This is a genomic window from Granulicella sp. S156 (assembly GCF_009766105.1).
Lineage (GTDB): Bacteria > Acidobacteriota > Terriglobia > Terriglobales > Acidobacteriaceae > Granulicella.
The window spans coordinates 191,999-216,458 of record NZ_LMUH01000007.1; the positions used below are offsets into that span (position 1 = coordinate 191,999).

The window sequence follows — 24,460 nt, forward strand, 5'->3', positions numbered from 1 at the left end:
GACGGGAGGGATCGTCGATGGCGGGCTTCGAGGTGGTGTCGCGCGGGCACTTGAGACCGCTCTTCGCGATCTCGAGGTTGTAGACGGGAAGGTCCCGCGTCTCAAAGTGGTACGTAAGGTGGAAGCGCTCGATGAGCATGGATTGCACCATCAGGCGCATCTGCTCCTCGCGATCGTCGCGGCTTAGCTGGCGAAAGCTGGCAACCTGCCCGTCATCGATCTTGCCCTGGATGTCGAAGTGGTCATTGGTAACCCATGAAGGTGCATTGATAAGCTCGTGTTCGTAGCCAAGGCCGAAGGCGTAGGAGAGAACATCCTTGATGGTGGTACGCTCGGCGCGATAACTGTCGGGGCTAACGCCGCCGTGCGAGAGCTCCTCGCTGGGATCGGTGGGGCGCACACTTGCGACAGCGAAACTGGGCATGGGAGACGCCGGATGCAGAAGCTGCGCGGAGGCCACGCTACACAGGAGGATACCGGGGAGAAGAAGTCTGCTCAGAGTCATGGCCGAAGGGCCTCCGCACAGATAAAGCTAGATGGACGAAGAGCAGCGTGCAAGCTGGGCAATCCAGAAAGTTGACTGCAACATGACCTCAACTGCCGTTGTCACGGGGCCCGGTAACAGTTGTGTGGCTCCGATCGGTCTAGACAGAATGAAGGGCCTCATCGTGCTGAGGCCCTTCATGCGTGCAGAACGACCTGAGGAGGAAGCTCCATTTGGCAGGAAGCGAAGAAGAGGAAGTCAGCACTTCCTCCATTCGCTTTCGCCCAATTAGAGAAGCTTTTTGACGGGTCCGGCGGAGATGCTTGCACCTTGCCCAGGATCTGGTAATGGGTTATGTCCGGCATCGTGAAGGACCCAGATCTGCTCTGAACGGCTTACAGGCATCCCGGTGACGATGATGTACTTTTGGCCCTCACTCTCAAAGGAGATACGATTTTCCTGGACCTTCGCCGGCACCGCGCCGGTAACCTCGGTTGCCGAGAGCAGGAAACGCCCCTCGCCGGGTACGAAGAGGAGAACACCCTCACCAGGCTGGTCGGTATCTGCGCTGAGGTGGGTCAGATCCCCTGCTACCTTACTGTTTTTTAACAGTAAGGGTGAGTTAAGCCTGATTTCATTTGGCCCTGGGTCAAGTAGCTGACTATCAGCAAACTTCACTGGAATGTGGTCAGACCAATCTCCGGTGAGCGCAAGTTTGAGTTCTCCCGTATTGGGCAGCGAAAGAGACTGTCCTGGCGTAAACCAGACCTGCGTCTCAGGCAAACTGGCTTCTACATCGGGACCCCAACTGGCTGGTCCCAGTGGTGAGACCTTCGCCCTGACCGATAGCAGCGCGCGGTTACCGTCTTTACGCAACGCCTTCAGGGCAAACATCAGGTTTGTTTTATCGATCTGTGTAAGTCCTCCGCAGCCATTGTGGTTGGGGTCAGACATCGATATGTCACAAGAGATGGTGTCGCCCTGTGCAGGTGTGAGCTTCAACAGCAGCACCGAGCCATCATCATGTGCGCGAACTTCGACTACCGCCAGCCGTGAGCCTAAAACAACAAGCAATAGGACCAGACAAGCGAACGCAATTCTTGGGATACGCATCATTTCCAACCCTTTCTTCCATAGCGTGATTCTGTCTTGCTTTGTTGTGAGCCATGTGCGATCCGGGACCGGTTCTGCGATCAGGACGCCGCCATAACTACGCAATGCGGCTCCCATCTGGGCATACTCCTTCAACAACTCCTGGCAATGCGCACAGCAGGCCGTGTGTTCTGCCGCTTCAAACGGCATCGTTTCTCCGTCATACAATGCCGATACATACTCCTGGACCTCATCGCACCTCATGCAAATCTCCTTTGGCTGCTCCGAGCCAGATCTCCCGCAATCCCTGCCGCGCCATGAATAATCTCGACCGCACTGTCCCTACCGGGATGTCGAAGATGACTGCAAGCTCGGCGTACGATTGGCCCTCGACTTCCCGCAACCAGAGCAACGTCCGTTGCTCTTCAGGAAGACGTCGCAAAGCGTCCGCGATCAGAGATTCACCCTCTGGATCGGAAGCCGCACACCTGTCGTCCGCCAACGGGGATTGGGGTTTACTCCGCCGCCACCACTCCGCAGCCCGATGCCGTCCTATGCCGAAGAGGTAGGCACGAACGGTTCCGCGTGCGGGATCGAACCCGTCCGGATGGCTCCAAAGATGCGTAAAGATCTCCTGTGTCAGGTCTTCAGCGGCTTCGGACGATCCGACCATCTGCCGCAGGAAGGCACGCAGCCTCGATGCGTTCTCGCGATACACCGCTGCGAAAGTGTCAGCTTCACGCGCCCACTCCTTCGCAGCCTTGGGTTCAAAGATCAATGTCCGTCTCCACCTTGATATTCGTGCCGAACGACCCAAAAGTTCATCGAGGAACGAAAGAAAATGATTCTCGCAGCAGTTGAGTCACTTCGCACAGAGGAAACTATGCCCCATCCGGCAAGGAGCTTCCCTAGGCCAGATGGCCCATTTTATAAGCGAAGATGTTCCTGATCGGCGTCCGTTGCCCTATGAAATCACCTCTAGCTGGGTCGGCATTGCTAGACACTTTTGTCGTCACGAAACTCCCTAATAACCAATAGTTCGGAAGTTAGAGTGAAACCCTCCTTCCGGGAATGAGCTGCCGAGAGTTCTTAGCGAATCTTCTGACGAAGCCGCTCATCCAAGATCGCAATGGGTTCCGTGCGCCATTTCGTTCACCAGCCAGGAGGCGACCTTCGCCGCTATGTGCGCGAGATTCTATGGGTCCGTTCGGAGCATTCCCGGGTACAGGTATTGCTGCCCGAGACTACACTCACCCTTGTGCTGCGGCAGTCTGGCTCGGCATCGTTGCACCAGGAGACTCTTCCCAACGCAGTCGTCTCCGGCTTGCAACAGCGAACCCGCAGAGTTGAGCACGCGCCGGGATCCTCGATCGTGATTGTTCGGTTCACTGAGGTCGGAGCTCCCGCCATACTGCACGACCGTGCGGACCTGCTCTACAACCGGACGCTGCCACTCGACAATCTCCTGCCATGCCAGGAGATCGACCGCATACAGAATGTGCTCGTCGATAACAGCGACATGCCACAACAGGTTCTTGCGATGGAACGCTTTCTCACTCGCCGGATTCAGGCATCGAATGAAATCTCTCCGCAGATTGAGGCGGCTGTACAGATGATCCGAAGCTCCAAGGGCCAGTCTTCCATTGCAGCGATTGCGCGTCATTCCGCTATGAGCCAAAGCGCCCTGGAAAGACACTTTCGCTCCGCAGTGGGCGCGACGCCGAAAAGCCTCTCGCGTTTAACCAGACTGCAGCATGTTTGCCGTCTATGGGATACCGGAAAGACCCTTACGGAGATCGCCTTTGAGGCCGGCTACAGCGATCAACCGCATATGGTGCACGACTTCCGGCTCTTCACGGATACCTCTCCTGAAGAGTTCTTTCGCAGTGCCGGCCCTCGCAATCTGCCGACTTTTTACAAGTAGCCTTTGCGTTGCGTTCGCTACCTTGGGGGCATGAGAGATCCCCTTCGCAGCATCCGCCTCTCCACTCCACGCAAACTCCCACGGCACCACTCGAGCAGGTTGTTCGTTTTCATGCTGCTCGTCTGCTTCGTTGTCCTTTGCCAGCCCATCCAGGCCAAGACCATCATTTCCCAAGACAAAAAGGAACAAGCCATGAAGCACTACATCCTGATCTTCCATTCCACACGCACGCTCAGTCCCGAAGAAGTAAAACAGCGTGGGGTTGATATTGCCGCCTGGGTCAAACAGGTCACGGAGATGGGAGTCGCGCTCGATCCGCGAGCTCTTGGGGAGACGCTGGCGAATTTCTCCGCGGACGGAAACCAGATTGTCTCCCGTGAAGGATCAAGCGATCCCACATTCCGCAACCTCGTCTTCTTCGACTCCCCAAGCAGTGAACAAGCCGTGACGATTGCGCGAATACATCCTGGTCTTCGTTATGGCGCCACTGTCGAGGTGCACGAGTGGACCTCTCCTCGGGGCCTCGCGGCCACTCGATAATCAGTATCTGACTTTCTAGAGGCAAGATGAGCTGAGTCACTCGCGCTGGAACCCCTGCCACAAAAGGCCAGAGATTCCAGCGCATGAGCTTTAGAACGTTAGTTTGAGAGCCAGTTGAATAAGGCGAGGATTGTTGACAGTGGAATTGACCGCGCCGAACGGAGACGTATTGGGTATTGAAGCACCGGCAGCTAATGCAGAACCAGCGCTAATATCGTTCACCGGCATACCGTACTGCGGATGGTTGAAGAGATTGAAGAACTCGGCGCGGAATTGCAAACCCATATCTCTACGAGGCAGCGCGAACTGCTTGATAAGGGAGAAGTCCGAGTTGACGAAATCTGGTCCTGAAACCGGAACTCGTGCAGCATTCCCCAGCTCGTCAAGTTTGGGAGAAGTAAAGCAGGCCTGGTTGAGCCACTGATGCTTGCTATGGTCCGCGCTATAGACATTGCAACCCGCAACCTCGTCAGGACGGTTCCAGTTGTTACTATTGCCGCCATTGTTGAAGTAGACGCCTGAGTTGTTCGAGCTGTCGATCAAGGGGACGGGGAATCCCGAAGAGATTCTTTCGATCAGCGTCACCTGGAAGCCGCCCAGAACAGTATTGGTCAAGGGACTCCAATTGGTGCCGGACTGCTTTCCGCGTCCGAAGGGCAGATCGTAAATAACGCTGGCCGTGAAGCTGTTATCGAGGTTGATCTGCGACAGGGACCAATCCAGGTTTTGCCAGTTGGGGAGCGGGAAGTAGGGGGCGCTCAGGACGGAACCCAGGCCATCGGTCAGCCCGTTGTCATAAGTGCGGGAGTAGGTATAAGCCACCAGAGCGTAGAGACCGTACTTCGGGGTCTTGGTCTCTGCCTTGATCTGAAGCGAGTCATAGTTGGTCTTGCCTACATCGCCTATCAGCAAAATAGCATTGCTCGTCTTGTAGGACGGGATGTAGGGCGCTCCGCTGGAAAGACAACCAAGCGTGTAGCCAGTTATGGTGCCGCATCCGGACGGACTGGATGTATTGAGATCGTTGCCGAGCACCAGGATGTGGGTACCGCGGGAACCGGCATAGCCGGCGGTCAGCACAAGGTTGCCGATCAACTGGCGCTCAACGTTGACGTTGAATTGCTGGACGCGGCCCAGCTTGAGGTTGGTGGGCTCATAGTTGAACGAACCCTGATAGTTGGAGACGGTGGGCGGTGTAGGAAGGAGCTGAAATCCGCTGGAGAGACTGATTCCAGAGGGGGTTTGGCTTCCTCCTGCCGCAGAGGCGCAGTAGGAAGTTGCAAAGGCGCAGCCAGCGCCCGTGAAGTTGTCAGATTCACCCAGGAAGGGCGGGTTCTGCCAAAGCCCCTGTGCACCCTGGCTCCAGGCAGAGTCGTGGTAGAGCGAGTAGCCCGCACGAAGCACCGTCTTCTCGCTGCCAAGAACCTTCCAAGCGGCGCCGATGCGCGGCTCGAGCGCCGTCCAATCCATGTTGATGCCAGCCGACGAGCTCACGCCATTCTGATTGGCGACGAGCAGTTGGCCTGTGGAGGGAATATAGTCGGCCATGCGCCCATGCTCTTCGGTGATCGGAGTGGTCATCTCCCAAGCCAGGCTGAGGTTGAGCGTGAGAGACGGAATGATCCTCCAATCGTCCGCGACGAAGGGGCGATACATCTTCCAACGACGGCCAGTGACGGCTCCATCGTATGTCTGATCATGAATGCCCCCGCCCGTGAGACCGAGCAGGAAGTCGGCCTCCGAATTGCCAGGGATGGTGACATTACCGCTGCTAACGCCGGTGAAGTTGCCGCCGTTGCCGATAAGCCAGAAGCCATCCTGGAAGGCCTCCGAGCCGATGTTCATCTGATTGGCGCGGAAATCGATGCCCATTCTCAGTTCATGCTTGTGCAGGATGAGATCGAACGAGTCTTTGAACGAGAAGATGTTCGTCCCACCCTGGAAGGGCGAGTAGCCGCGATCGCCGAGAGCCCAATAACCGCCGTTTGTGAACTCTGTTGAGACCAGACCGCAGCTATAGGCACCGGCAGCACAGGTGGAACCGCTGCCGCATCCCAGATTGGCGCCCGGAATGCCGCCGGGGACGATGGTGTTTGAGGCGCAGGTTCCAGTGCCTTGCGACTTGATGTAGTCGAAGATGCGGTTGTAGCCGAAGCTGACCTGGTTGAACATCGTGGACGAGAACACATGCGTCGCACCGAGAGCGACGTTGCGGGCGTGATTAGCGATGAACTGATTGCTGCCGAAGGCACCTGCTTCGGCAAAAGATCCCGTCGGCCCACCGCCCGGCACATAAGAGGCCGCCTGGTCGTAGCTGAAACGACCGAAGAGGTTGTCCTTGGGGGTGAGCGTATGGTCCAAACGGACGTCGAACTTGGTTTCGTTCAGGCTGCGTACAGGCTCGTTAACATAGTTGATGTTTTCACCGGCGTTGTTGGCATTCGGTGTGGGATACAGGTTGATCATTGCCTGCCCAATATTGTTGAACAGGCCGGCTGGAATCTTGCCACAGGGAACGCCCTGGCCCTGACTTCCATTGGCAGCAACCGGAAGAGGGGCCCCAGCGGTATTGCACTGGAAATAAACATTGGGGAAAATGTTCGGATTTGTGGATGCGCCTATCATGTTCGGGTTGATGATCCCAGGAACGGGGTTTGTTATCCCAGGAATGGTGACGGTTGCGGGGTTGCCAAAAGCATCGTTGGAGAAATCGCCGGAGCGCATAGCCAGCGAAGGCACCAGGCCTGTAAAGATGATGCCGTGGCGCTGATATTTTTGTTCGCCATCGACGAAGAAGAAGGTCTTGTCCTTGTGAATAGGACCGCCAACGGAACCGCCGAACTGGTTCAGGTTGAACTTCTCTGTGGAGGTGGCAAAGTAGCTCCTGGCATCGAGATCGGTATTGCGCACAAACTCGAAGAGCGACCCGTGAAAGTTGTTGGTACCGGACTTTGTGGTCACGAGCACGGTCGGGCCCGCCCGAGTACCGTATTCGGCGGAGTAGGTGTAAGTCAGTACCTTAAACTCCTGGATGTCGTCGATCGAGGAGTAGATGCCGATGCCGCCTGAGGTCAGTTCGTTATTGTCGACACCATCCAGAAGCCAGTCCGTGCTGTTGGGGCGGGAGCCGCCGACGGAGAGCGAGAGGGGACCGCGTGCCGCCACTTCGCTGTCAGCGCCAGAGGTGAAAAAGCTGTTGGGGTTCGTCTCGGACGTAGCCCCGGCGGTTAGTGTAGCGAGTTGAACGAAGTTGCGGCCATTCAAGGGGAGCTGCGACACCTCTTGCCCGGTGATGACCTGGCCAAGAGAGGGGTTGCCGGTCTCGACGGCGACTGCATCACCGGTGACAACCACCGTAGTGTTTACAGTAGCGGGCGCGAGAGAAAAATTGAGTTCGCGGGCTTCCTGAACCTGGAGAATCAGATCTTTGGAGGCAGCACTTTGAAAGCCCGCCGCATCGATGCGCACGGTGTAGGTTCCGGCAGAGAGCAGCGGAATCAGGTAGTGTCCGACACTGTCCGTCTTGCTGTCTCGAGTCAGGCCGGTTGCCTGCGCGACAACGGTGACAGTGGCTCCAGGGATGCTTGACCCCGATTTATCGAGAACATTGCCTGAGAAACTTCCGGCGGCTTGTCCGTGCATGGCCGCGGAGGTCATAAGCGCGAGAACGCAGAGGATCAGGGAAAGCAGTACTTTGTGGGATTTGGTACCGGCTGAGTGTTCCATCGATCCCGGACACTTAAAATCAAACATGATACGTTTCATAATCAAAACCCCTTTTCAGCAAATCGGCGAAGGTGGCTCTTGTATCGACTGCACTGTGCTGGACCCAGTTGGATAGATAGACTGTATGAATTGGCGGGTCGAAAGTCAACGCAAGTTTTGATCAACCCAGATACAACGGGATTTCGAGAGCTTCTGCCGTAAAGACCTCGCTGAACTGGCCGGTTGGACCGAATTCTGAATCGCTATCACTCCTGGGCGCATCTTTAAACTCTCGCTCGTAGCTGCAAATACTCCGCTGTGACAACGAACCGTAATCCTTCCGGCTCGTTGTCACAGCGGAGTATTTGTACGCTGCGTTCCTATAGTTGACGACACTTCCGAGGCTAATCGAAAGGATTACGCGATTGGGAGGTATACCTTGGCCGTAGCAGTATATCCAGCGGACGTACTGCCCGAGAGAGTCATCAGAGTTGTACCGTCCTCCTCCCCCGTATAGACGTGATCCGAAGCGTTCGTTGTTGGGTTGGTCCCTTCACTCGAGTACGGGCTGACGGACGTAGCCAACGTATCAATCAGCGTCTGGTCGAAGAAGAATTGCATCGTGTTCGTTCCACCCGTGCTGGAAGAGTCATACGTAGAACGGAGCCGGAGATGGATGTGAGTAGTCCGGCCTGCATACCAACCGGGAATGATCGTGACGAACTGCACCATGCCATTCAAGTCGGTCAACTGATATCCACGCAGCCAACTCTCGCTGCTGGTCGATTCAACGCTTTCGGCAGAATAGATACCACTCGCATTGCAGTGCCAGATGTCTACCTGAACCCCCTGCATCGCAGCGCAGCTGTTCTTGGTGTCGTACACATAGAGCGTCACAGTGAAGGCCACGCCTGTCTGTGTGTCGGTGCCATCCAGATTCGAAAGAATGTTGCTGCGGTTATAGCCTGTGGCGCTGTCGTCCACGAAGTAAGGTCCTTCTTCGCCTTCCAGCGTTTCACTGCATGCGGTGGTTGAGCCGGTCACGGTCACAGTAACTGCGCTCGATGTACTTCCGGCGTAGGTACTACTTCCCCCATACACCGCCGTCAGCGATTCGGTGCCAGCGCTGCTGAAGCTCACAGAGAGGCTGGCCGTTCCCGAACTTAAGGTGGCACTGCCCAGTGATGTCGTACCGTTATAGAAGGTTACCGTTCCAGTTGCGGCAGAGGGCGAGACAGTCGCAACGAGAGTAATGCTGGTTCCCGTGGTCGTAGAGGTTGCAGATGGCGTGAGAGTAGTCGTAGTCGCTGTTGTTCCAGTTGAGCTGGTTGAAGTAGTTCCTGATTTGTTCACACAACCCACAGCGGCAGCAATCGCACTCATGCCCAGCATGCGTACTGCGGCACGCCGATCGAGCGGTGGAAACCAATCGTGAGGATCGAACTCGTCATCACGATCTACGATTAACTTAAAGAAATGTTTCCCTTCACTCACCCCGTGCACCCCCTCAGCTTCACTTACTCAGGCAAGTAGACGCGCACGATTTTTTTTGAGGTTACAGAGCAGCTAGTCTCATTTCTGATGAGTGTAAGTCTCTGTCCACACTGCGCACGCAAGGGATCTCATGATCACGAAGCGAACGTAGCAAGCTGCTTGGAATGGCGGTAACGGGTCCTTTCCGGACCTACCTAAAATCTGTCATCTCGACCAGAGCATGGTGGTTCTATCGTCATGACACGGTATGGGTGGGATCGAAAGAGGCATGTCGCACTATTCGTGAAATGCCCTAGTTCGTTCCAACTTCAATTCCGTTGATCTGCGGATTATCCGCAGCGCCCACTACGAACTGAATCGTGATGGTTCCTGTGCTGTCCGCAGTCACTGCGAACGACTGCACCGCAGCGATGAACTCACCATTAGCCGACGCGAAGATGTCGTAGTTCGTCAGCACCTGATTGCCATTGATGAGAACGTTGAACTGCCGTTGCCCTGGCGCTGTCCAGTAGGTCTCGGCGAAGTGCAGGTCCACAATGTACTTCCCTCCTGGAGTGAACCCAGGAATCGTGTACGTCATCGGACCATAGCGATTCGTCTGATAGACCGCCTCGGGCGCAGGATTGGGAATCTTCGAGGTGTTGACCGAGGCGCTGGTGCTTGTCGCTGTGCCGCCAGAGAAATCTTCATCGGCAACCCAGGCACCTGCTGCAGCGCCACCGGCGTTGATATCCAGAACGTCCGAGGCAATTGCGCCACCTGCAGTTGGAGTCGTGATGCTGGCCTCATTCGTAGCTGCCGAAAGACCTGCATTGTTCAGGGCCGCGACGGCGTAGTAGTAGGTTGTCGCCGGGTTCGCACTCGTATCCGAGTAGGTCGTGCCCGTTATTCCTGAGACCAGCTCAGTGGCAGCCGTAGTGGCAAATCCAGCCTGCTGGCTGCGGAACACGCTGTAGGTAACTCCCGGAGTCGCACTTGCGGTCCACGCCAGGTTGACCTGGTTCGTCGACACTTCGGTTGCGGTCAGCTTCTTCGGAGCGCCAGGAATCGCCGGGCAGTTCGTCGTGCACGCAAGTCCGATCTCGATGCCGTTGATCTGCGGATTATCCGCCGCCCCCACGGTGAACTGGATCGTAATAGTGCCAGTGGAGTCGGCAATCGCAGACAACGACTGGACGACCGCGGCGTCGATCTTGCCGGCGTACGCGATGATATCGAAGTTCTTGAGCACTTCCTTGCCGTTGATGAGCACGTTGAATTCGCGCTGCCCCGGCGAGGTCCAGTAGCTCTCTGCAAAGTGCAGGTCCACGATGTACTTCCCATTCGGCGTGAGACCCGGAATCGTATACGTCATTGGACCGTAACGATTGCTCTGATACACAGCCTGTGGCGCTGGGTTCGGGACGAGCGAGGTGTTGATCGCTGCTCCGGTGCTGGTCGCTGTGCCGCCGGTAAAGTCTTCGTCCGCAACCCAGCTTCCTGTGGCGTTGCCGCCGGCGTTGATGTCGATAACGTCCTGGCTGACGGGTCCTCCGGTGCCCGGTATCGTGGCGTTCGCCTCGTTGGAGACGCCCGACGCGGCACTATCGTTCACCGCCTCGACCACGTAGTAATAAGTTGTTCCAGGATTCACCTCGTTATCCGAGTACGACGTTCCAATCACGCCCGAGTACACCAGATCGCTGGGCGAAGGCGCGAAGCCCGAAGCCATACTGCGGAAGACACTGTAACGAACACCCGGGCTGAAGCTCGGTCTCCAGGACAGATTGATCTGATTGGAAGATTCCACGACCGCCTTCAGATCAGTGGGCGCTGCGGGAGCCTCCGGGCAACCGTAGACGCACGGCGCGCCTTGATAGAACGGCAGAAAGCTCGTCTGGATTCCACTCTCGACCGGTCCACCGGCATCGTCCACCACATGCGTGATGGAGCCGCTTCCGCTCAGGAAGACGGAGACGGCATGCGTCACCGAAACGCCGGGCGTGTTCGGGACTGAGATCGCGCTGTCTTCGACGATGGGAACTCCCTGGTCGAAGTACGAGTAAACGCCCATGCCATAGGCTGCATGATTTGTGACCTGCGGGGCCACAACGTACGAGGGATAACCATTGGCGCTGCCATCCATCCATGCGCTCTGACTAGGCGGATCATAAGGCAGCTCGCTCTGATAGAAGATCGTCTCGCCGCGTTCACCGTTCCACTGAACCTGGGTCTGCTCGTAGTGTTCTACTGCAAGGCCCAACGCGGTGACGTTGTCGCCGTTGACGATCAGGCCGTGCTCGGCCACGTTGTCGGTCCAGCCAACTCCGTTTCCGTGGTCCGCGCGCCAGGCCCAGATGTTGTCCAGGATGACATCGTTGCTATCGATCTGGAGGGTGGTGGTCGCAGTACCGGGAGTGCCTCCACCGATGCGGAAGAAGACGTCGTTGAGCGATGTTGGATTCCCATGGTGAGAGAGTCTCCAGCCGTTCTGATTGCCAAACCAGTTATGCGAGCCACCAATCTGCACGAGCACAGGCGAGTTCACTGGGCCTGCATCAATCAACAGACCCGCAAGCTGTACACCATCGACATCCTCAACCGTGATGGCGGAAGTTCCCGTCTGCGGAACCAGCGTGGCGTAGCCCAGACCAAGCACGATCGTGTTTGGCCGGATGACGTTGATCGATCCTTTGAGTGGATAGATGCCGGGCGTCAGGATCAGATTCTTGCCCTCTGCCAACGCGATGTTGATCTGCGCAACCGGAGTGGAAGGCTGCGCGATGAAGAAGTCATCGATCGAGAGTGAGTATCCATGACCAAGCCCGTGTGACCACGTAATGCCGGACGAGCCTTCCTGCACCGTCGGCACGAAGACCTTGAATCTGTTCTGCTTGTCCACGTAGAGGAACGGCTTCTCACGACTTACCGGAGTCGTTGGCAGAACCGTGAACGCATTGCTCGGGTAGTTCGAAAACGGCGCACCCTCCACACCCGCAAAGACCTGGTTCCAGACACTGCCGCTCCAGCTCCCAATCTTGCTATTGCGAGTGAACCACTGCTGCTGCGAGCAGGAGTTGAGCGTGCCAGTAACGACGGTATCCGAGATGAAGCCGCCGCTTGAATAGTTGCAGGCAGCGTTGGTCAACTCCAGTGCGCCATTGACCTGCATACGCCGGAAGGAAATGCCCTGCGAGACGCCCCACTGCAGCGTTGACGGCGAGTTCTCTGTCATGTTCTCAATCGAACGCCAGAAGATGGTGGTCAGCGCTCCATACTGGTCCACCTCATTCTGTTCGATGTATCCGTTGATGTTTACATCGTTCGGCGACTCTCCCAGACCGGCGACGGACTCGTAGTAGCCCACCTGTGCCTGGACATCGTAGGTTCCTGGCATGAACAGCACCGCATGACGGTTGGTACTGAACTGGGCCTCTTGCGACAGCGAAGCCAGCTTGGCCTGAATCGTCGCGCTCGACATGCTGGGATCGACGATATAGACGTTCGGCCCAAAGTCCGGCGTCGTCTGCGACCGGGCTTGGTTCACCGCAGGAACAAACAACCCGAGAAGAAGCGCTGAGGTGTAACTCCAACGCTTTCCAAGCTTGAAGTTCGTCACGTTTACAAAGGAAGAGCGAGAAGCCTTGCGAGGAGTGTGCGTGCGATCCAGGTCTGCCATGAGAGTCCCCAGTGAATCGAATCGTGTGACTTGTTTGCCATCGTTTGCGATTCCTCAAGAGGGCCTGACAGTCTTCAGACCAGAGCTTCTGATCGTGAACTTTCGGCATCATGCGGGAGATCGGGAAAACGACGTACACAAGATCGCACGATCACGCTTTGGCTGTCCAGTACGATCCATTTAGAAGAGATAAACGATAATCTCGAGGCCAAATAGCGTCTGACTGGTCGGTGTATTTGTCTTCGTTGTTGCTTCTGAGATAGGCCCAGGCTGAAGCCTGGGCATTATGAACATAATCTGAACGGGCCTCAGCCCCTGGGACATGCTTTCTTTTCCTGCGGCATATGTGCCTAGTGAAGAGAAAACATGTCCCAGGGGCTGAAGCCCGTTCTGTGGCTGCCCTTTTATGTCCGGACTAAAAGTCCGGACCTATCTCAGAAGCAACGGCAGATATCCCACGTCTCTGGAAGTCGCAGCTATAAAAACTATAGTCGCGATGGTTGTGACGGCGTTTGTGCGTCGAGAGCGCGCAGCCTGGCTGGCAGGAAGGGATGAATAAGCAACTGATAGGCCAGGCCACCCACAACGCCGCCAATCAGTGGAGCGACGATGGGGATCCACCAGTAATTGTCTGGCGAAGGAAGTGCTGAAGATCCCCATCCGGTAAAGAAGCAGAACAGCCGAGGGCCGAAGTCGCGGGCGGGATTGATGGCCCACGCTTCGAGGTATCCCATGGAGGCGCCGATGACAGCGACGATGAGACCGATGATGACGGCGCCAAAGTTCGCGCCGGGAGCTTGCTCGTTGTACTGCTCGGTAACGGCAAAGATGCCGAAGATGAGGAAGGCCGTAAGAATGATCTGATCGCTAAACGCGTGCATGGGTGTGATGGCAAGACCCGGATGCGTGAAGAAGACACCGGCAGCGCCGCCGCCAGCGCGCGTGAGGTGATTGATGTCATTGAAGTGATCGATGACCGGGGAGTAGAGAAGATAGACGACGCCTGCGCCGAAAAATCCTCCGACGGTCTGCGCGATGCAATAGGGCACAACCTTCTTCCAGGAGAACTTGCGGTAGATGGCCAGTGCCAGAGTCACCGCAGGGTTGGCGTGGCATCCGCTGACGGACGCCGTGGTGTAGATGGCGATAGTAACCGCCAACCCCCACGCGATACAGACGCCCCAATATGCCTGCTGATACGGGCTCGGGGCGTAGAGGGTATACATCGCAGCGACCGAATCGCCAAACGCAATAATGATGAATACCGCGACGGCCTCGGATACCAGCTCGCCTATCGACACAAAGAGTGGTAATTTCATAAAGCGGTCCTCACTGAAGAGCACGATTCTATGCAACGGGAGAAGAAAGACGCAACCAGCCTCAAAAGGTGACCTTTGTTCTGAAGCCAATGACGAAGACATCAGGGCGTGTCGCGTCTCCCTGAGGTTTGACGAACCACTGCATAACCGGCTGGAAGACCAGCCAGGGCGTGACGTTCGCGAGGTAATTGACTTCGACCAGGTTCTCCGCGCCGAGGTTCTTGCCGGTCTTGGCAAGCATCATCTCCCGGTAGTGGCTTCCGTTCGTAGTCCGAACGTAGCCGAGCCCGATCATATCCTTACTCCAGCGTCCTCCGGCAGGGCCGATCCAACGGGCGCCCGCCGCGATCTGGTCGCTATATTGCGTTACATTGCCCGGCGCGTAGTCCTGCGAATAGGTGAGGTCGAGACCGCGGTTCTTGTCAGGACCGGTGTTGCTGAGGCGGTAGACGGCCTGGTCGATCTGTCCGTAGATCACGTAGTTGCCGGAGACCGTGGCATTGGTAAGGAGATCGGTGAAGTTGTGCGGATCGTAACCGGCGCCGAACCGATAGATGCCGGGATGGTTACCGGTCTCGCTGTCGGTAATAAAAGGCTCAGCTCCCATGGTGTTGGTCGCATTGGCAGGCTTGGGAGGATCGACCATGTAGCCGGTCTCACCGGCGAATACTGGGCCGCCCAGATGAAAGCTGAAGCCGCTGGGATCCTGCACATAGGGGTTGCGCTCTTCGGAGAGAACCATCGCTTTCACGTAGAAGTGATCTGTGGGCAGTACCTTTACCTCAAGCGCGGGCACGCCTGCCGGGTTGAACGAGAGATACGCCGCTGAATTGAGATTGGTGTGCGCATACCCGAGCGCAAGGTTGATAAACGAAGCGCCGTACTCCGCGTCGCCATAGGTGTCATAGGCGGCAATCTGGCCGGTGCGAATCGCGAGCTTGTGGTCGAAGAGGTATTGCTGGAGGTAATAGGAGTCGAGACGAAGAGTATGAGCACTGGGCAGGTCGGAGGAGGTGACCGCAGTGTTCGTGTACTGGGAAGTTATGTTGGTGCCGTACTGCCATAGGCCGGTGGCGTGGAAGGTGAGCCCTTTGTCCGGTGTGAATTTACTGAAGTCCACGTCCATGCTGGCTCGAATGCGCCCCCACACACCGAAGTCCTCCGGAGCTCCATAGGGATCATCGAGAGCATCGGCGATGTAATAGAGATCGAAGGTGAGTCCTTTAGCCTCAAGCTTGCTACGAACGCCGCCCTCATCCCCTAACAGGTACTTTCGCTTCCAGAGGTTTCCGGATTCCTGAGTAGCCGGAGAGGCATCCAGTTTGACCGGAGGATTTGCGGGATTGGAGGAGGTCTGCGAGTTGCTTTGCGTCTGCCCTGAATCCTGTTCCGCAACCGTGCTGGTATCTGTTTGAGCCAGGGCAGCCTGACTGGCCAGCAGACAGACAAGCAAGAACGGAAGTAAGGCTGGAAATATTACGGAATGAACGCGATCGATGGTCTTGAGTGGACTCACAGCATGGCCCCTGCTACACCACGCCGAAAGATGCTCTGCAAGAGATGCTAGAGCTCGGGCAGATGGCATAGAATTGCTAGTCTGCTGCGACATGCATGCAGATACCTCAATGGATGCAGCCTATCCCCAAAAGGAAGCATCACTATTGCGTTGGCCATCGTCACATGGATAACCAGACGCTCCGATAGAGCATCTGGATAACTTGTAAGTAGGCAATGGAAGGCGATCATGAAATATGTTCTCGCTCTAGACCAAGGCACGACAAGCTCCAGGGCAATTCTCTTCGGGCATGATGGCGGTATCGTCGGGGTAGCGCAACATGAATTCGAGCAGCACTATCCGGATGTAGGCTGGGTTGAGCACGATCCCTATGACATTCTGACCTCGCAGTTAACCTCCGCGGTTGAGGTCCTCGGAAAAGCGCAGGTCAGGCCGCGCGATGTCGTCGCGCTTGGCATCACCAACCAGCGCGAAACCACCATCGTCTGGGACCGCGAGTCGGGAAAGCCGATCCACAACGCTATCGTCTGGCAAGACCGACGCGGTGCGCCTCTCTGCAAGAAGCTTGCCGATGACGGCGCGGAAGATACGATCCGCCAGAAGACCGGGCTGCTGATCGATCCTTACTTCTCGGCCACCAAGATCGCGTGGATTCTGGACAACGTGAAGGGAGCCCGCGCGCAGGCAGAAAAGGGCAAGCTCGCCTTCGGCACCGTCGACTCGTGGCTGGTCTGGAATCTCACCAGCGGCAAGCGGCACATCACCGACCGCACCAACGCCAGCCGGACCATGCTGTACAACATCGTTGAAGATCGCTGGGATCAGGACCTGCTGAAGCTGCTCAAGATACCCGAGAGCATGATGCCGGAGGTTTGCTGGTCCAGTGAGACGGTGGGGCATGTGACCACCTCACTAGGACTCGGCGATGTCGAGATCGCAGGTATCGCAGGCGATCAACAATCCGCGCTCTTCGGTCAACTCTGCGTCGCCCCTGGAGATGCGAAGAACACCTACGGCACGGGTTGTTTCCTGCTGCAAAACATCGGCAACAAATTCACACTCTCCGATCATCGGCTTATCACTACGCTGACCTGCAGTCTTACGAAGAAGCTCGAGTACGCGCTGGAAGGCAGCATCTTTGTCGGCGGTGCGGTGGTGCAATGGCTGCGCGACAATATGCATTTCTTCCCGACATCGTCCGATGTAGAACATGTCGCGGCCTCGGTCAAGGACTCTGGCAGCGTCGTCTTCGTACCGGCCTTCACCGGCCTCGGTGCACCGCATTGGGACCCCTATGCCAGCGGCCTCATCATTGGCCTTCAGCGCAGTACAGAGATCGGCCACATCTCGCGCGCTGCGCTGGAAAGCATCGCCTTCCAGGTCACCGATGTTATCCAGGCTATGAATAAAGATACCAAGCAGCCATTCCGCGAGTTGCGTGTGGATGGCGGCGCCGCCGCCAACGATCTGCTGATGCAGTTCCAGGCTGACCTCCTGCAACTCCCCGTGCGACGTCCTGCAGTCCTTGAAACCACGGCTCTTGGCGCGGCGTATCTCGCCGGTCTCGCCGTGAACTTCTGGAGCAGCCCCGAAGAGATCGCAAAACTCCGTGGGGCCGACACTGTCTTCGAGCCCAAGGCCGACAAAAAAGAGATGGACGCTCGGCAAGCAAAGTGGCAGGACGCTGTGAAGCGCGCCGGCGGCTGGAATAAAGGATAAGAAAAGATATGAACCGCGAACAGATGCTCGCACGCATTCACGAAAAACAGGGTCCCTGGGACGTCATCGTCATCGGTGGCGGTGCTACCGGGGCAGGCGTAGCTGTCGACGCTGCAACGCGCGGCTTTTCCGTCTTATTGCTGGAACGCGAAGACTTTGCCAAGGGTACCTCCAGCCGCAGCACCAAGCTGGTGCATGGCGGTGTTCGTTACCTGGAACAAGGCAATGTCTCGCTGGTGATGGAGGCGCTCAAGGAGCGCGGCATCCTTCGCCAGAATGCTCCGCACCTGGTTCACGACCTGCGCTTCGTCGTCCCCAACTACTCCTGGTGGGAGGCGCCGTTCTACGGTATCGGGCTCAAGATCTACGACGTGCTCGCCGGCAAATATGGCTTTGGCAAGTCGAAGGTTCTGTCCCGCGAGGAGACGCTCGAACAGCTGCCCACGCTGAAGCCGGAAGAACTGCGTGGCGGCGTCATCTATCACGATGGCCAGTTCGACGATTCGCGTCTGCTGATTCATCTTATGCAGACGGCCGTCGATCACGGTGCTACCGTGCTCAACTATGCTCCAGCCGTTGAACTCCTCAAAGACGATGAGGGTTTCATCAACGGCGTCGTTGCCGTCGACAGCGAAACAGGCGAGCGGCTTCCGCTCAAGGCCAGCGTCGTCGTCAACGCCACCGGAATCTTCACCGATGAGATTCGGCATCTGGATGACGCCAACGCCAGCACGATGGTCGCGCCTAGCCAGGGTATTCACCTGGTGCTCGATCGCTCCTTCCTGCGCGGAGACACCGCCGTCATGGTGCCACATACCAGCGACGGCCGCGTACTCTTCGCTATCCCGTGGCACGAACACACCGTTATCGGCACCACCGATACTCCCATCGAACAGCCTTCCTACGAACCGCTTCCCTACGAAGAAGAGATCGCCTTCATCCTCGAGACCGCAAGTGAGTACCTCAGTCACCCGCCTACACGAGCGGATGTTCTGAGTGTCTACGTTGGTATACGACCGCTGGTAAAGGCTGCGCACGCAGAGGCAGGAAAGACGTCTTCCCTCTCGCGCGACCATACGATTCACATCGATCAGTCGGGTCTGTTGACCATCGTCGGCGGCAAGTGGACGACCTATCGGCATATGGCGGAAGACACCATGAACCATGCCATCACGATCGGCAAACTGGAAGATCGTCCCTGCGTGACGCACGACCTCCACATCCACGGATACCTTGAGAATGTCGATCCCCATGGAGACCTCTGGGTCTACGGTTCGGACGCGGAGAAGATCAAGGCTCTGGCTGCAGCGTCCCCAGAGCTGGCCAAGCAACTGCATCCCGATCTGCCCTATATCGCAGCGGAGGTAGTCTGGGCCGCTCGTGAAGAGATGGCTCGCAGCATCGAAGATGTACTGGCACGCCGCACCCGCGCGCTCTTTCTCAACGCGCACGCTGCGATCCAGATGGCTCCCGAAGCAGGACGGCTCCTGGGTCGTGAGTTGGGTAAGGATCAGGCCTGGGTGACAGCACAGATCGCAGCATTCAATGAACTAGCTAGACAGTACACACTGGAGAAGATCGCTCCCGGGAGTCCTCCGGACTTGAAAAACGAATAAGAGAAGATCCAGGTGCTCTGCAGATTCAGTCATTCGTACAATAGACGAATGACTGAACCTACATCGACTCCTCTACTTGGCAAAACGGCTCTTGTGACGGGAGCTTCACGCGGGATTGGAGCGAGTGTTGCTCGCCAACTGGCTCAGATTGGCGCGGATGTTGCCATTAACTACCGCAGCAAAGGCCCCAGAGCGGAAGACGTAGCAGGCGAAGTCGAAGCTCTGGGACGGCGTTCCCTGCTGTTGCAGGCAGACATCACGGACCCGAAAGATATTGCATCGACGTTCGACCAGATAAAGACGGCGTGGACTCAACTCGATATATTGGTGCTCAATGCGAGCGGTGGCCTTGAAAAAGATAAGGCCGCCGATTATGCGATGACTCTGAACCTCGATGCTCAGATCAACCTCGTCAACGGCGCCCTGCCCCTTATGGGACGTGGGGGCAGGATCGTCTTTGTCACAAGCCACCTGGCACACTTTTCAGAGACAAAGCCGGTCTATGACTACTATGCCCCTGTCGCGAAGAGTAAGAAGGCTGGAGAAGATGCCATTCGCGGCATGATGCCAAAGTTTGCTGCGCTTGGGATTCGACTCGTTGTCGTCAGTGGCGATTTGATTGAGGGGACGATTACTCCCAAGCTCTTGCAACGACAGAGTCCAGGCCTTATCGAGGCGCGCCGGATAGAGGCAGGTTCTCTGCCGGATATAGAAGAGTTTGCCGCCGCAATCGTCGATGCCGCCAGCTCGGAACATGAGAGCGGAGCCACGCTCTATGTCGGAAGCACCGAATAGTGGCTGTCTTCCCAGGTGTTGGGAAGTGACGTAAAACTGAATTTTCCAGCTAGCCAAAAGGCCTGAACGATATTGTTATCAGTTGTTTGCGTTTCAAAGACGATCTTTCGGGCAGACCTATGTCTCTTTACAGCAAGTTTCTTGACTAAGGCTTACATGTATGTTTTATTTAACATGTAACACGAGGGGGACATATGGCAAATCGCGTCGCCGAACTTCGTAACTTGCAGGGCTGGTCTCAGGCACAGCTTGCGGAACGACTCTCCATTACTCGTCAGACAGTGATTGCGATCGAGCAAGCGAAGACAGATCCAAGCCTTTCAACGGCCATGCGCGTGAGCTGGCTTTTTCGCAAGCCGGTGGAGAGTATCTTCCTCTCTGACATCGACGAACAGATGACAGCTCTCAATGAGACATGGGAGTACAAGAAGAGGATCGCAACCGCGTTCGACGAGATGGGTGTCCTCCAGCAGATGGGCGAAGACGGCTGGGAGATGGTCGGCTTCGGTGCGGCCGCACTGCACTTCCGCCGTCCCGAGAACACCGAGCTGCATCGCAAATGGGAGTACGAGCGCGTCAATGGATTGCTGACGCACGCCTACCGCACGGAACTCGAGAAGCAGTCCTGGAGTTACCTCGGCAACTGGATGTTCACCTTCTACTACTTCAAGCGTGAGGTTCGCCCTCAATTCCCCACGGATTAGTTTTCGCTAAAACACCGTAGTGATCCTGCATTATGTTTCATAGACCCCGATCGGAGGGGGATGAAGAGATGCTTCTGACACTGGTTCTTACGTCAACGCTATGGCAGGCCCCACAACCGCACCAGAGATCTCTCGCGCCTGATGTCGTAGAAGCCATCGACAACAACTATCTGTATGCCGAGAAAGATTCCTGGAAGCAGTTGCGTCCCAAACTGCTGGCAGAGAGACAAGCGACTGTCGCATCGCTGGATCGGCAGCTAGCCTCTCTGAATGACGGGGACCTTCGCATTGTCACTTCGGAGCAGATGAAGACGATGCAGGCTGAGACTGCCGGGCACGAACGAGGCATTGGCCTGGTCGATTTTGCGGTTACCGTCGAACCGGCTACAGACGAAGCCAAAGTCGTAACGGCACTCGTGGACTCCCCTGCCTTTCAATCCGGCTTGTTGCCCGGGGATGTGATCGTAGCCGTCAATGGAAGACCGACGCGCGGACTGATTCATGAAGAGGTACTTTCTCTGCTGCGAGGAGATGCCAGAACCTTGCGACTTATGATCCGCCGTAACGGCAAACAGCTTCAAATAGCAGTGCCCAAGAGAGCGTGGAATGAACCAGACGTAGTGTTCCATCGCATCGAAGGCCATCCGCATCTGGGGTACTTAGCCATTCACCTCTTCACTCCAGAAGCAGGAAACAAAGTGCGCGAAGCCGTTACCCAGTTAGCCGCGAATGAGGTTACTGGGTGCATCGTAGACCTCCGCAATAACCCTGGTGGATATCTCGATGCGATGGCAGTTGCAGGAAGTGCCTTTACGAAGGAAGCCCTGGGATGGAAGGTACGTCGGAATGGGACAAGAGAGGCGATTGATTCCAAAGCAGCCCCCTCCACAAAGATGCGGCTTGTTGTACTGGTCAATGAAGGCACTGCAAGTGCCGCAGAGGAACTTGCGGCGGCGCTCCGAGATACTACAGGGGCTCCTCTCGTTGGAAGAAAGACCTATGGGCGAGGTCAGATACAGACCTACGTGAAGCTGAACGATACGGCAGGAGTTGTTATACCAGCAGCCAATATCGAGAGTCCGCATGGTTTCCACTTCAACGGCAGGACTGGACTCTCACCGGATGTCGTTGTTTCTATGCCAGCAGCAGCCAACGCGAAAGAGGGCGACGCGATCTATCGAGCGGGCCTGGCGTTGCTGACGCATGGGTGACCGGAGACTCGAAACCAGTGGTAGAGTCATTACCGGCTGATTTCCAGACGGGTCACGAACATGCGGGAGGAAGGGCGTCGAAGCGTCCCGCCGGGTGGGAGCTCTTGTTCTTGTCTGGCCGAGCGAAGATACTTGGAAATACTCATTGCTACACGATCCTTGGCAGTATGTGCCGGCAGGGCGAGGTCCTTATCATTGCGATTTGATGTGTTTCTGCTCATCTTTCTAACGAGCTGTCCTGTTGTAGCCGGAATGGCACAAACGCCAGCGAAACAGCCCCTTTACAGCGATTACACGATGCCGCCCTCAGGCCAAGTCACGGTACCGGCTGAGGGTGGGTTGACCTTTCAAATGAAGGTCAACGGCAATGGGCCGTTCTCCACGGTTTTCGATACTGGCGCAGTGAACGTAATCAGTGCTGACTTTGCGAAGCAGCTTGGATTGAAGGTCGAGGAGAAGTCTACCGATTTTGGAGCGATTGGCGGTGCGATTAAGGTACGCACCACACTGGTGGACAAGCTGACCATCGGCGATCTCGTGGTCAGAAACCAAATGTTTTATGTGTTGGATATCCCTGCGGACGCGGGCACTCCCCAGATGCTTGTGGGCTGGGAGCTTATGCAGCGCTTCGCAGTGCGAATGGACTTCAAACACAATCAGCTAACCTTTTTCAACGGGCAGACCTTTCATTATGTGGGACGCGGCACTTCACTACCACTGCTTCTGCACAAGAACGGCAATGGCATAGACGTCGAGGCAAAGGTCGACGGCATCCCCGGCCGTTTTCTGCTCGACTCAGGAAACCAGACCGGGCTTTTCCTGAACTCAGGATTCGTCAACAATAACCACTTGGTAGAGTCGCTAGGGGCACGCTATCGAGGTTATAACGGCAGGGGTCTCGGCGGCCCATCGCCTGAAGCGTGGTTTGTGCGTCTGCACACGTTCCAGCTTGGACATCTGAAGATCAGTGGGCCGATCGCGCGGCTACAGACGGCGAATGACAGCTTCAACGAAGTACTCGCCGGCAACATTGGGCAGGACATCCTGAGTCGCTTTGTCGTAACCGTGGATTGCTCGCGTGCCGTAATGTACCTCGAAAAGACTGCTGCCTGGAATAAGCCCCAGCCGTTCAATCGCACCGGCATGCTCGTCGATTACAACGAGGGATCCGACGAGGTGAAAACCGTCTTTCCGGGAAGTCCGGCAGAGGCTGCTGGGCTCAAGGTGGGCGATCGAATCGTCGGGATAAACGGGAATAAGCCGTCTGATGATCCGAATGATCCAATCTTCATGCAGCCGATTGGAACGGTGCTCCACCTACAAGTCCAGCGTAACGACACATCGCAGAGCTACGAAGTGAAGCTGCGCGACGTGCTCTGAGTGCCACTTAGTTTTTGGCGCATACTCTGCGCGATACATCATGAATTGATCTATTAGTAGCGAGAAATGCGCTAGTAGTCAGAGGAACAGCCGATGGCCCACGTCTGGGTACAAACAAAAGTGGGTGAGCGGATTCAAAGACCAAGTGCAACAACGCAACATCAATGACAACTTAGAGATGAGTGGAAGTAGCCATGGAAAAGATGGAAAACAAAGAGCGTTTCCCACTTCCCACGGCACGACTACGACGATCTATATCAATCCATTGAACATATTTGGGTAACAAAGTACTTAACTCAGCAGCTTTGACCTTGCCAAGGATTCTCTGAGGTCTCCAAACCACCAAGGAAACCAAAATGGCCATAGAAAATAGTGCATATCAATGTTCTTTTGACTGTATAGCGGACAACCTGCGACCATTTGGTTCATGTGGAGAGTTGCTCGTTACAGTTCGGCTATCGGCGCCTTCGTGCTAGCCGCCTTCATAGGGGTTGGTTCGTCAGCGTGGCCGGAGTACATCCGTCCGCATCCCTACGCTGTTATGAGTCTTGGGCTACTAGGAGTAATGCTGTTGCTTCTTCCACTCTTCATGAGAGATGCAAAGGCAGATGGCGCTGTTCATTCCTTTGCACCAAGTCTGAATACAGCGGTCAGCCCCGTAATCACTAACTCACCTGTCTTTACAAACAATCCGACGATTAATGTTCATGTGGAAGCAACGCCTTCCGTACCTTATCCGGCTGCTAATGCACTTGAACAGGCCACTAAGAGGGATCTTGATTTAACCCTCACTCCTCACGGGAAGAACAGTCCAGAGTTGTTCTTGGAGGCATTGAACTCGAACGGCGGAATGAAAGTAGTTGTGCAATTAACGGTTGTGGCAGCAAGTCCGGGTGTTGCGTTCAAAACGTTTTCTTATGACGGCTTGTGGGTAGATTCGCTGTCTTGGTCGGCTTTCAGGCAGGGCGTTACCAAAAAGTCCAAGAGGTCGGTATTTCTTGCATCTCATATTCCCCAAAGACTACGCATAGCAAGTGTGGAGATGCCGGAGAAACCGGAAGGTATGGGGTATATGTACCTTGAAGGCTCCGATGATCACGTTTCATGGGACATAGAGAAAACAAAATTGAGCGATCTGCCCTACTTTGAATTAAAACTCATGTTTGTAGCAAACGAGCATTATGAGCCGATTACTCGCTTATATAGAGTGGGGCCGGAAACACCGCTAGGGCCACTACAAATGACTCAGCTGATGGCATGACAGAGAAGCCCTCACCTGAGCTCGAGAAGTTCGACAAGGCTA

Annotated in this window: 17 protein-coding genes; 9 read left to right on the plus strand and 8 right to left on the minus strand. The window is 56.0% G+C overall.

The window, feature by feature from the left end:
* From GSQ91_RS06575 to GSQ91_RS06585, 3 genes are all read right to left on the minus strand, one after another.
* The coding region (locus GSQ91_RS06575; RefSeq protein ID WP_158820460.1) for a TIGR03435 family protein at positions 1 to 505 on the minus strand (505 nt) is incomplete at its 3' end.
* Positions 506 to 772: 267 nt separating this feature from the next.
* Positions 773 to 1,714: a hypothetical protein gene (locus GSQ91_RS06580; protein WP_216845111.1), complete on the minus strand. Its 942-nt coding sequence runs from the start codon at positions 1,712 to 1,714 to the stop codon at positions 773 to 775.
* A gap of 112 nt (positions 1,715 to 1,826) precedes the next feature.
* Positions 1,827 to 2,354 (minus strand): RNA polymerase sigma factor, encoded by a 528-nt coding sequence (locus GSQ91_RS06585; RefSeq protein ID WP_158820462.1) that lies wholly within the window; start codon positions 2,352 to 2,354, stop codon positions 1,827 to 1,829.
* 351 nt (positions 2,355 to 2,705) lie between these two features.
* Between GSQ91_RS06585 and GSQ91_RS06590 the strand changes: the two genes are divergently transcribed.
* Together GSQ91_RS06590 and GSQ91_RS06595 are read left to right on the plus strand one after the other, a co-directional pair.
* Positions 2,706 to 3,500, plus strand: a complete 795-nt coding sequence (locus GSQ91_RS06590; RefSeq protein ID WP_158820463.1) for a helix-turn-helix domain-containing protein — start codon at positions 2,706 to 2,708, stop codon at positions 3,498 to 3,500.
* Between the two features lie 192 nt (positions 3,501 to 3,692).
* Positions 3,693 to 4,040, plus strand: a complete 348-nt coding sequence (locus GSQ91_RS06595) for a hypothetical protein (protein ID WP_158820464.1) — start codon at positions 3,693 to 3,695, stop codon at positions 4,038 to 4,040.
* A 90-nt stretch (positions 4,041 to 4,130) separates the two neighbouring features.
* On the opposite strand, the gene GSQ91_RS06600 is transcribed toward GSQ91_RS06595, so the two are convergent.
* The 5 genes from GSQ91_RS06600 to GSQ91_RS06620 all read right to left on the minus strand — a co-directional run bounded on the left by GSQ91_RS06600 (position 4,131) and on the right by GSQ91_RS06620 (position 15,732).
* Positions 4,131 to 7,793, minus strand: coding sequence for a carboxypeptidase-like regulatory domain-containing protein (locus GSQ91_RS06600; protein ID WP_158820465.1), 3,663 nt, complete (start codon positions 7,791 to 7,793; stop codon positions 4,131 to 4,133).
* Between the two features lie 369 nt (positions 7,794 to 8,162).
* Positions 8,163 to 9,239 (minus strand): Ig-like domain repeat protein, encoded by a 1,077-nt coding sequence (locus GSQ91_RS06605; RefSeq protein WP_158820466.1) that lies wholly within the window; start codon positions 9,237 to 9,239, stop codon positions 8,163 to 8,165.
* Positions 9,240 to 9,531: 292 nt separating this feature from the next.
* Positions 9,532 to 12,897, minus strand: a complete 3,366-nt coding sequence (locus GSQ91_RS06610; protein WP_158820467.1) for a malectin domain-containing carbohydrate-binding protein — start codon at positions 12,895 to 12,897, stop codon at positions 9,532 to 9,534.
* A gap of 485 nt (positions 12,898 to 13,382) precedes the next feature.
* The gene (locus GSQ91_RS06615; RefSeq protein ID WP_158820468.1) at positions 13,383 to 14,216 is read right to left on the minus strand and encodes an MIP/aquaporin family protein; all 834 of its coding nucleotides are present in this window, start codon (positions 14,214 to 14,216) and stop codon (positions 13,383 to 13,385) included.
* A 61-nt stretch (positions 14,217 to 14,277) separates the two neighbouring features.
* Positions 14,278 to 15,732 (minus strand): carbohydrate porin, encoded by a 1,455-nt coding sequence (locus GSQ91_RS06620; RefSeq protein WP_158820469.1) that lies wholly within the window; start codon positions 15,730 to 15,732, stop codon positions 14,278 to 14,280.
* A gap of 228 nt (positions 15,733 to 15,960) precedes the next feature.
* Here GSQ91_RS06620 and glpK point away from each other — a divergent pair, with 228 nt between their 5' ends.
* The 7 genes from glpK (at position 15,961) to GSQ91_RS06655 (ending at position 24,418) form a co-directional block, all read left to right on the plus strand.
* Positions 15,961 to 17,451, plus strand: coding sequence for a glycerol kinase GlpK (glpK, locus tag GSQ91_RS06625; RefSeq protein WP_158820470.1), 1,491 nt, complete (start codon positions 15,961 to 15,963; stop codon positions 17,449 to 17,451).
* A gap of 8 nt (positions 17,452 to 17,459) precedes the next feature.
* Positions 17,460 to 19,067: a glycerol-3-phosphate dehydrogenase/oxidase gene (locus GSQ91_RS06630; RefSeq protein WP_158820471.1), complete on the plus strand. Its 1,608-nt coding sequence runs from the start codon at positions 17,460 to 17,462 to the stop codon at positions 19,065 to 19,067.
* Between the two features lie 48 nt (positions 19,068 to 19,115).
* Positions 19,116 to 19,862 carry an SDR family oxidoreductase gene (locus GSQ91_RS06635; protein WP_158820472.1) on the plus strand — a complete coding sequence of 249 codons (747 nt, stop codon included), beginning with the start codon at positions 19,116 to 19,118 and terminating at the stop codon, positions 19,860 to 19,862.
* A gap of 194 nt (positions 19,863 to 20,056) precedes the next feature.
* A complete protein-coding gene (locus GSQ91_RS06640) occupies positions 20,057 to 20,566 on the plus strand; it encodes a helix-turn-helix domain-containing protein (RefSeq protein ID WP_158820473.1) in 510 nt (169 codons plus the stop codon).
* A gap of 68 nt (positions 20,567 to 20,634) precedes the next feature.
* A complete protein-coding gene (locus tag GSQ91_RS06645; RefSeq protein WP_158820474.1) occupies positions 20,635 to 21,777 on the plus strand; it encodes a S41 family peptidase in 1,143 nt (380 codons plus the stop codon).
* A gap of 252 nt (positions 21,778 to 22,029) precedes the next feature.
* Positions 22,030 to 23,157, plus strand: coding sequence for an aspartyl protease family protein (locus GSQ91_RS06650; RefSeq protein WP_158820475.1), 1,128 nt, complete (start codon positions 22,030 to 22,032; stop codon positions 23,155 to 23,157).
* A 565-nt stretch (positions 23,158 to 23,722) separates the two neighbouring features.
* A complete protein-coding gene (locus tag GSQ91_RS06655) occupies positions 23,723 to 24,418 on the plus strand; it encodes a hypothetical protein (RefSeq protein WP_158820476.1) in 696 nt (231 codons plus the stop codon).
* Positions 24,419 to 24,460 lie beyond the last annotated feature (42 nt).

Bases quoted from the DNA above. Each gene is read 5' to 3' on its own strand.
- GSQ91_RS06655 (WP_158820476.1), top strand. From the start codon at position 23,723: ATGCTGTTGCTTCTTCCACTCTTCATGAGAGATGCAAAGGCAGATGGC.
- GSQ91_RS06610 (WP_158820467.1), bottom strand. From the start codon at position 12,897: ATGGCAGACCTGGATCGCACGCACACTCCTCGCAAGGCTTCTCGCTCT.
- GSQ91_RS06600 (WP_158820465.1), bottom strand. From the start codon at position 7,793: ATGTTTGATTTTAAGTGTCCGGGATCGATGGAACACTCAGCCGGTACC.
- GSQ91_RS06595 (WP_158820464.1), top strand. From the start codon at position 3,693: ATGAAGCACTACATCCTGATCTTCCATTCCACACGCACGCTCAGTCCC.
- GSQ91_RS06645 (WP_158820474.1), top strand. From the start codon at position 20,635: ATGCTTCTGACACTGGTTCTTACGTCAACGCTATGGCAGGCCCCACAA.
- GSQ91_RS06590 (WP_158820463.1), top strand. From the start codon at position 2,706: ATGGGTTCCGTGCGCCATTTCGTTCACCAGCCAGGAGGCGACCTTCGC.
- GSQ91_RS06615 (WP_158820468.1), bottom strand. From the start codon at position 14,216: ATGAAATTACCACTCTTTGTGTCGATAGGCGAGCTGGTATCCGAGGCC.
- glpK (WP_158820470.1), top strand. From the start codon at position 15,961: ATGAAATATGTTCTCGCTCTAGACCAAGGCACGACAAGCTCCAGGGCA.
- GSQ91_RS06635 (WP_158820472.1), top strand. From the start codon at position 19,116: ATGACTGAACCTACATCGACTCCTCTACTTGGCAAAACGGCTCTTGTG.
- GSQ91_RS06630 (WP_158820471.1), top strand. From the start codon at position 17,460: ATGAACCGCGAACAGATGCTCGCACGCATTCACGAAAAACAGGGTCCC.
- GSQ91_RS06640 (WP_158820473.1), top strand. From the start codon at position 20,057: ATGGCAAATCGCGTCGCCGAACTTCGTAACTTGCAGGGCTGGTCTCAG.
- GSQ91_RS06580 (WP_216845111.1), bottom strand. From the start codon at position 1,714: ATGGGAGCCGCATTGCGTAGTTATGGCGGCGTCCTGATCGCAGAACCG.
- GSQ91_RS06650 (WP_158820475.1), top strand. From the start codon at position 22,030: ATGGCACAAACGCCAGCGAAACAGCCCCTTTACAGCGATTACACGATG.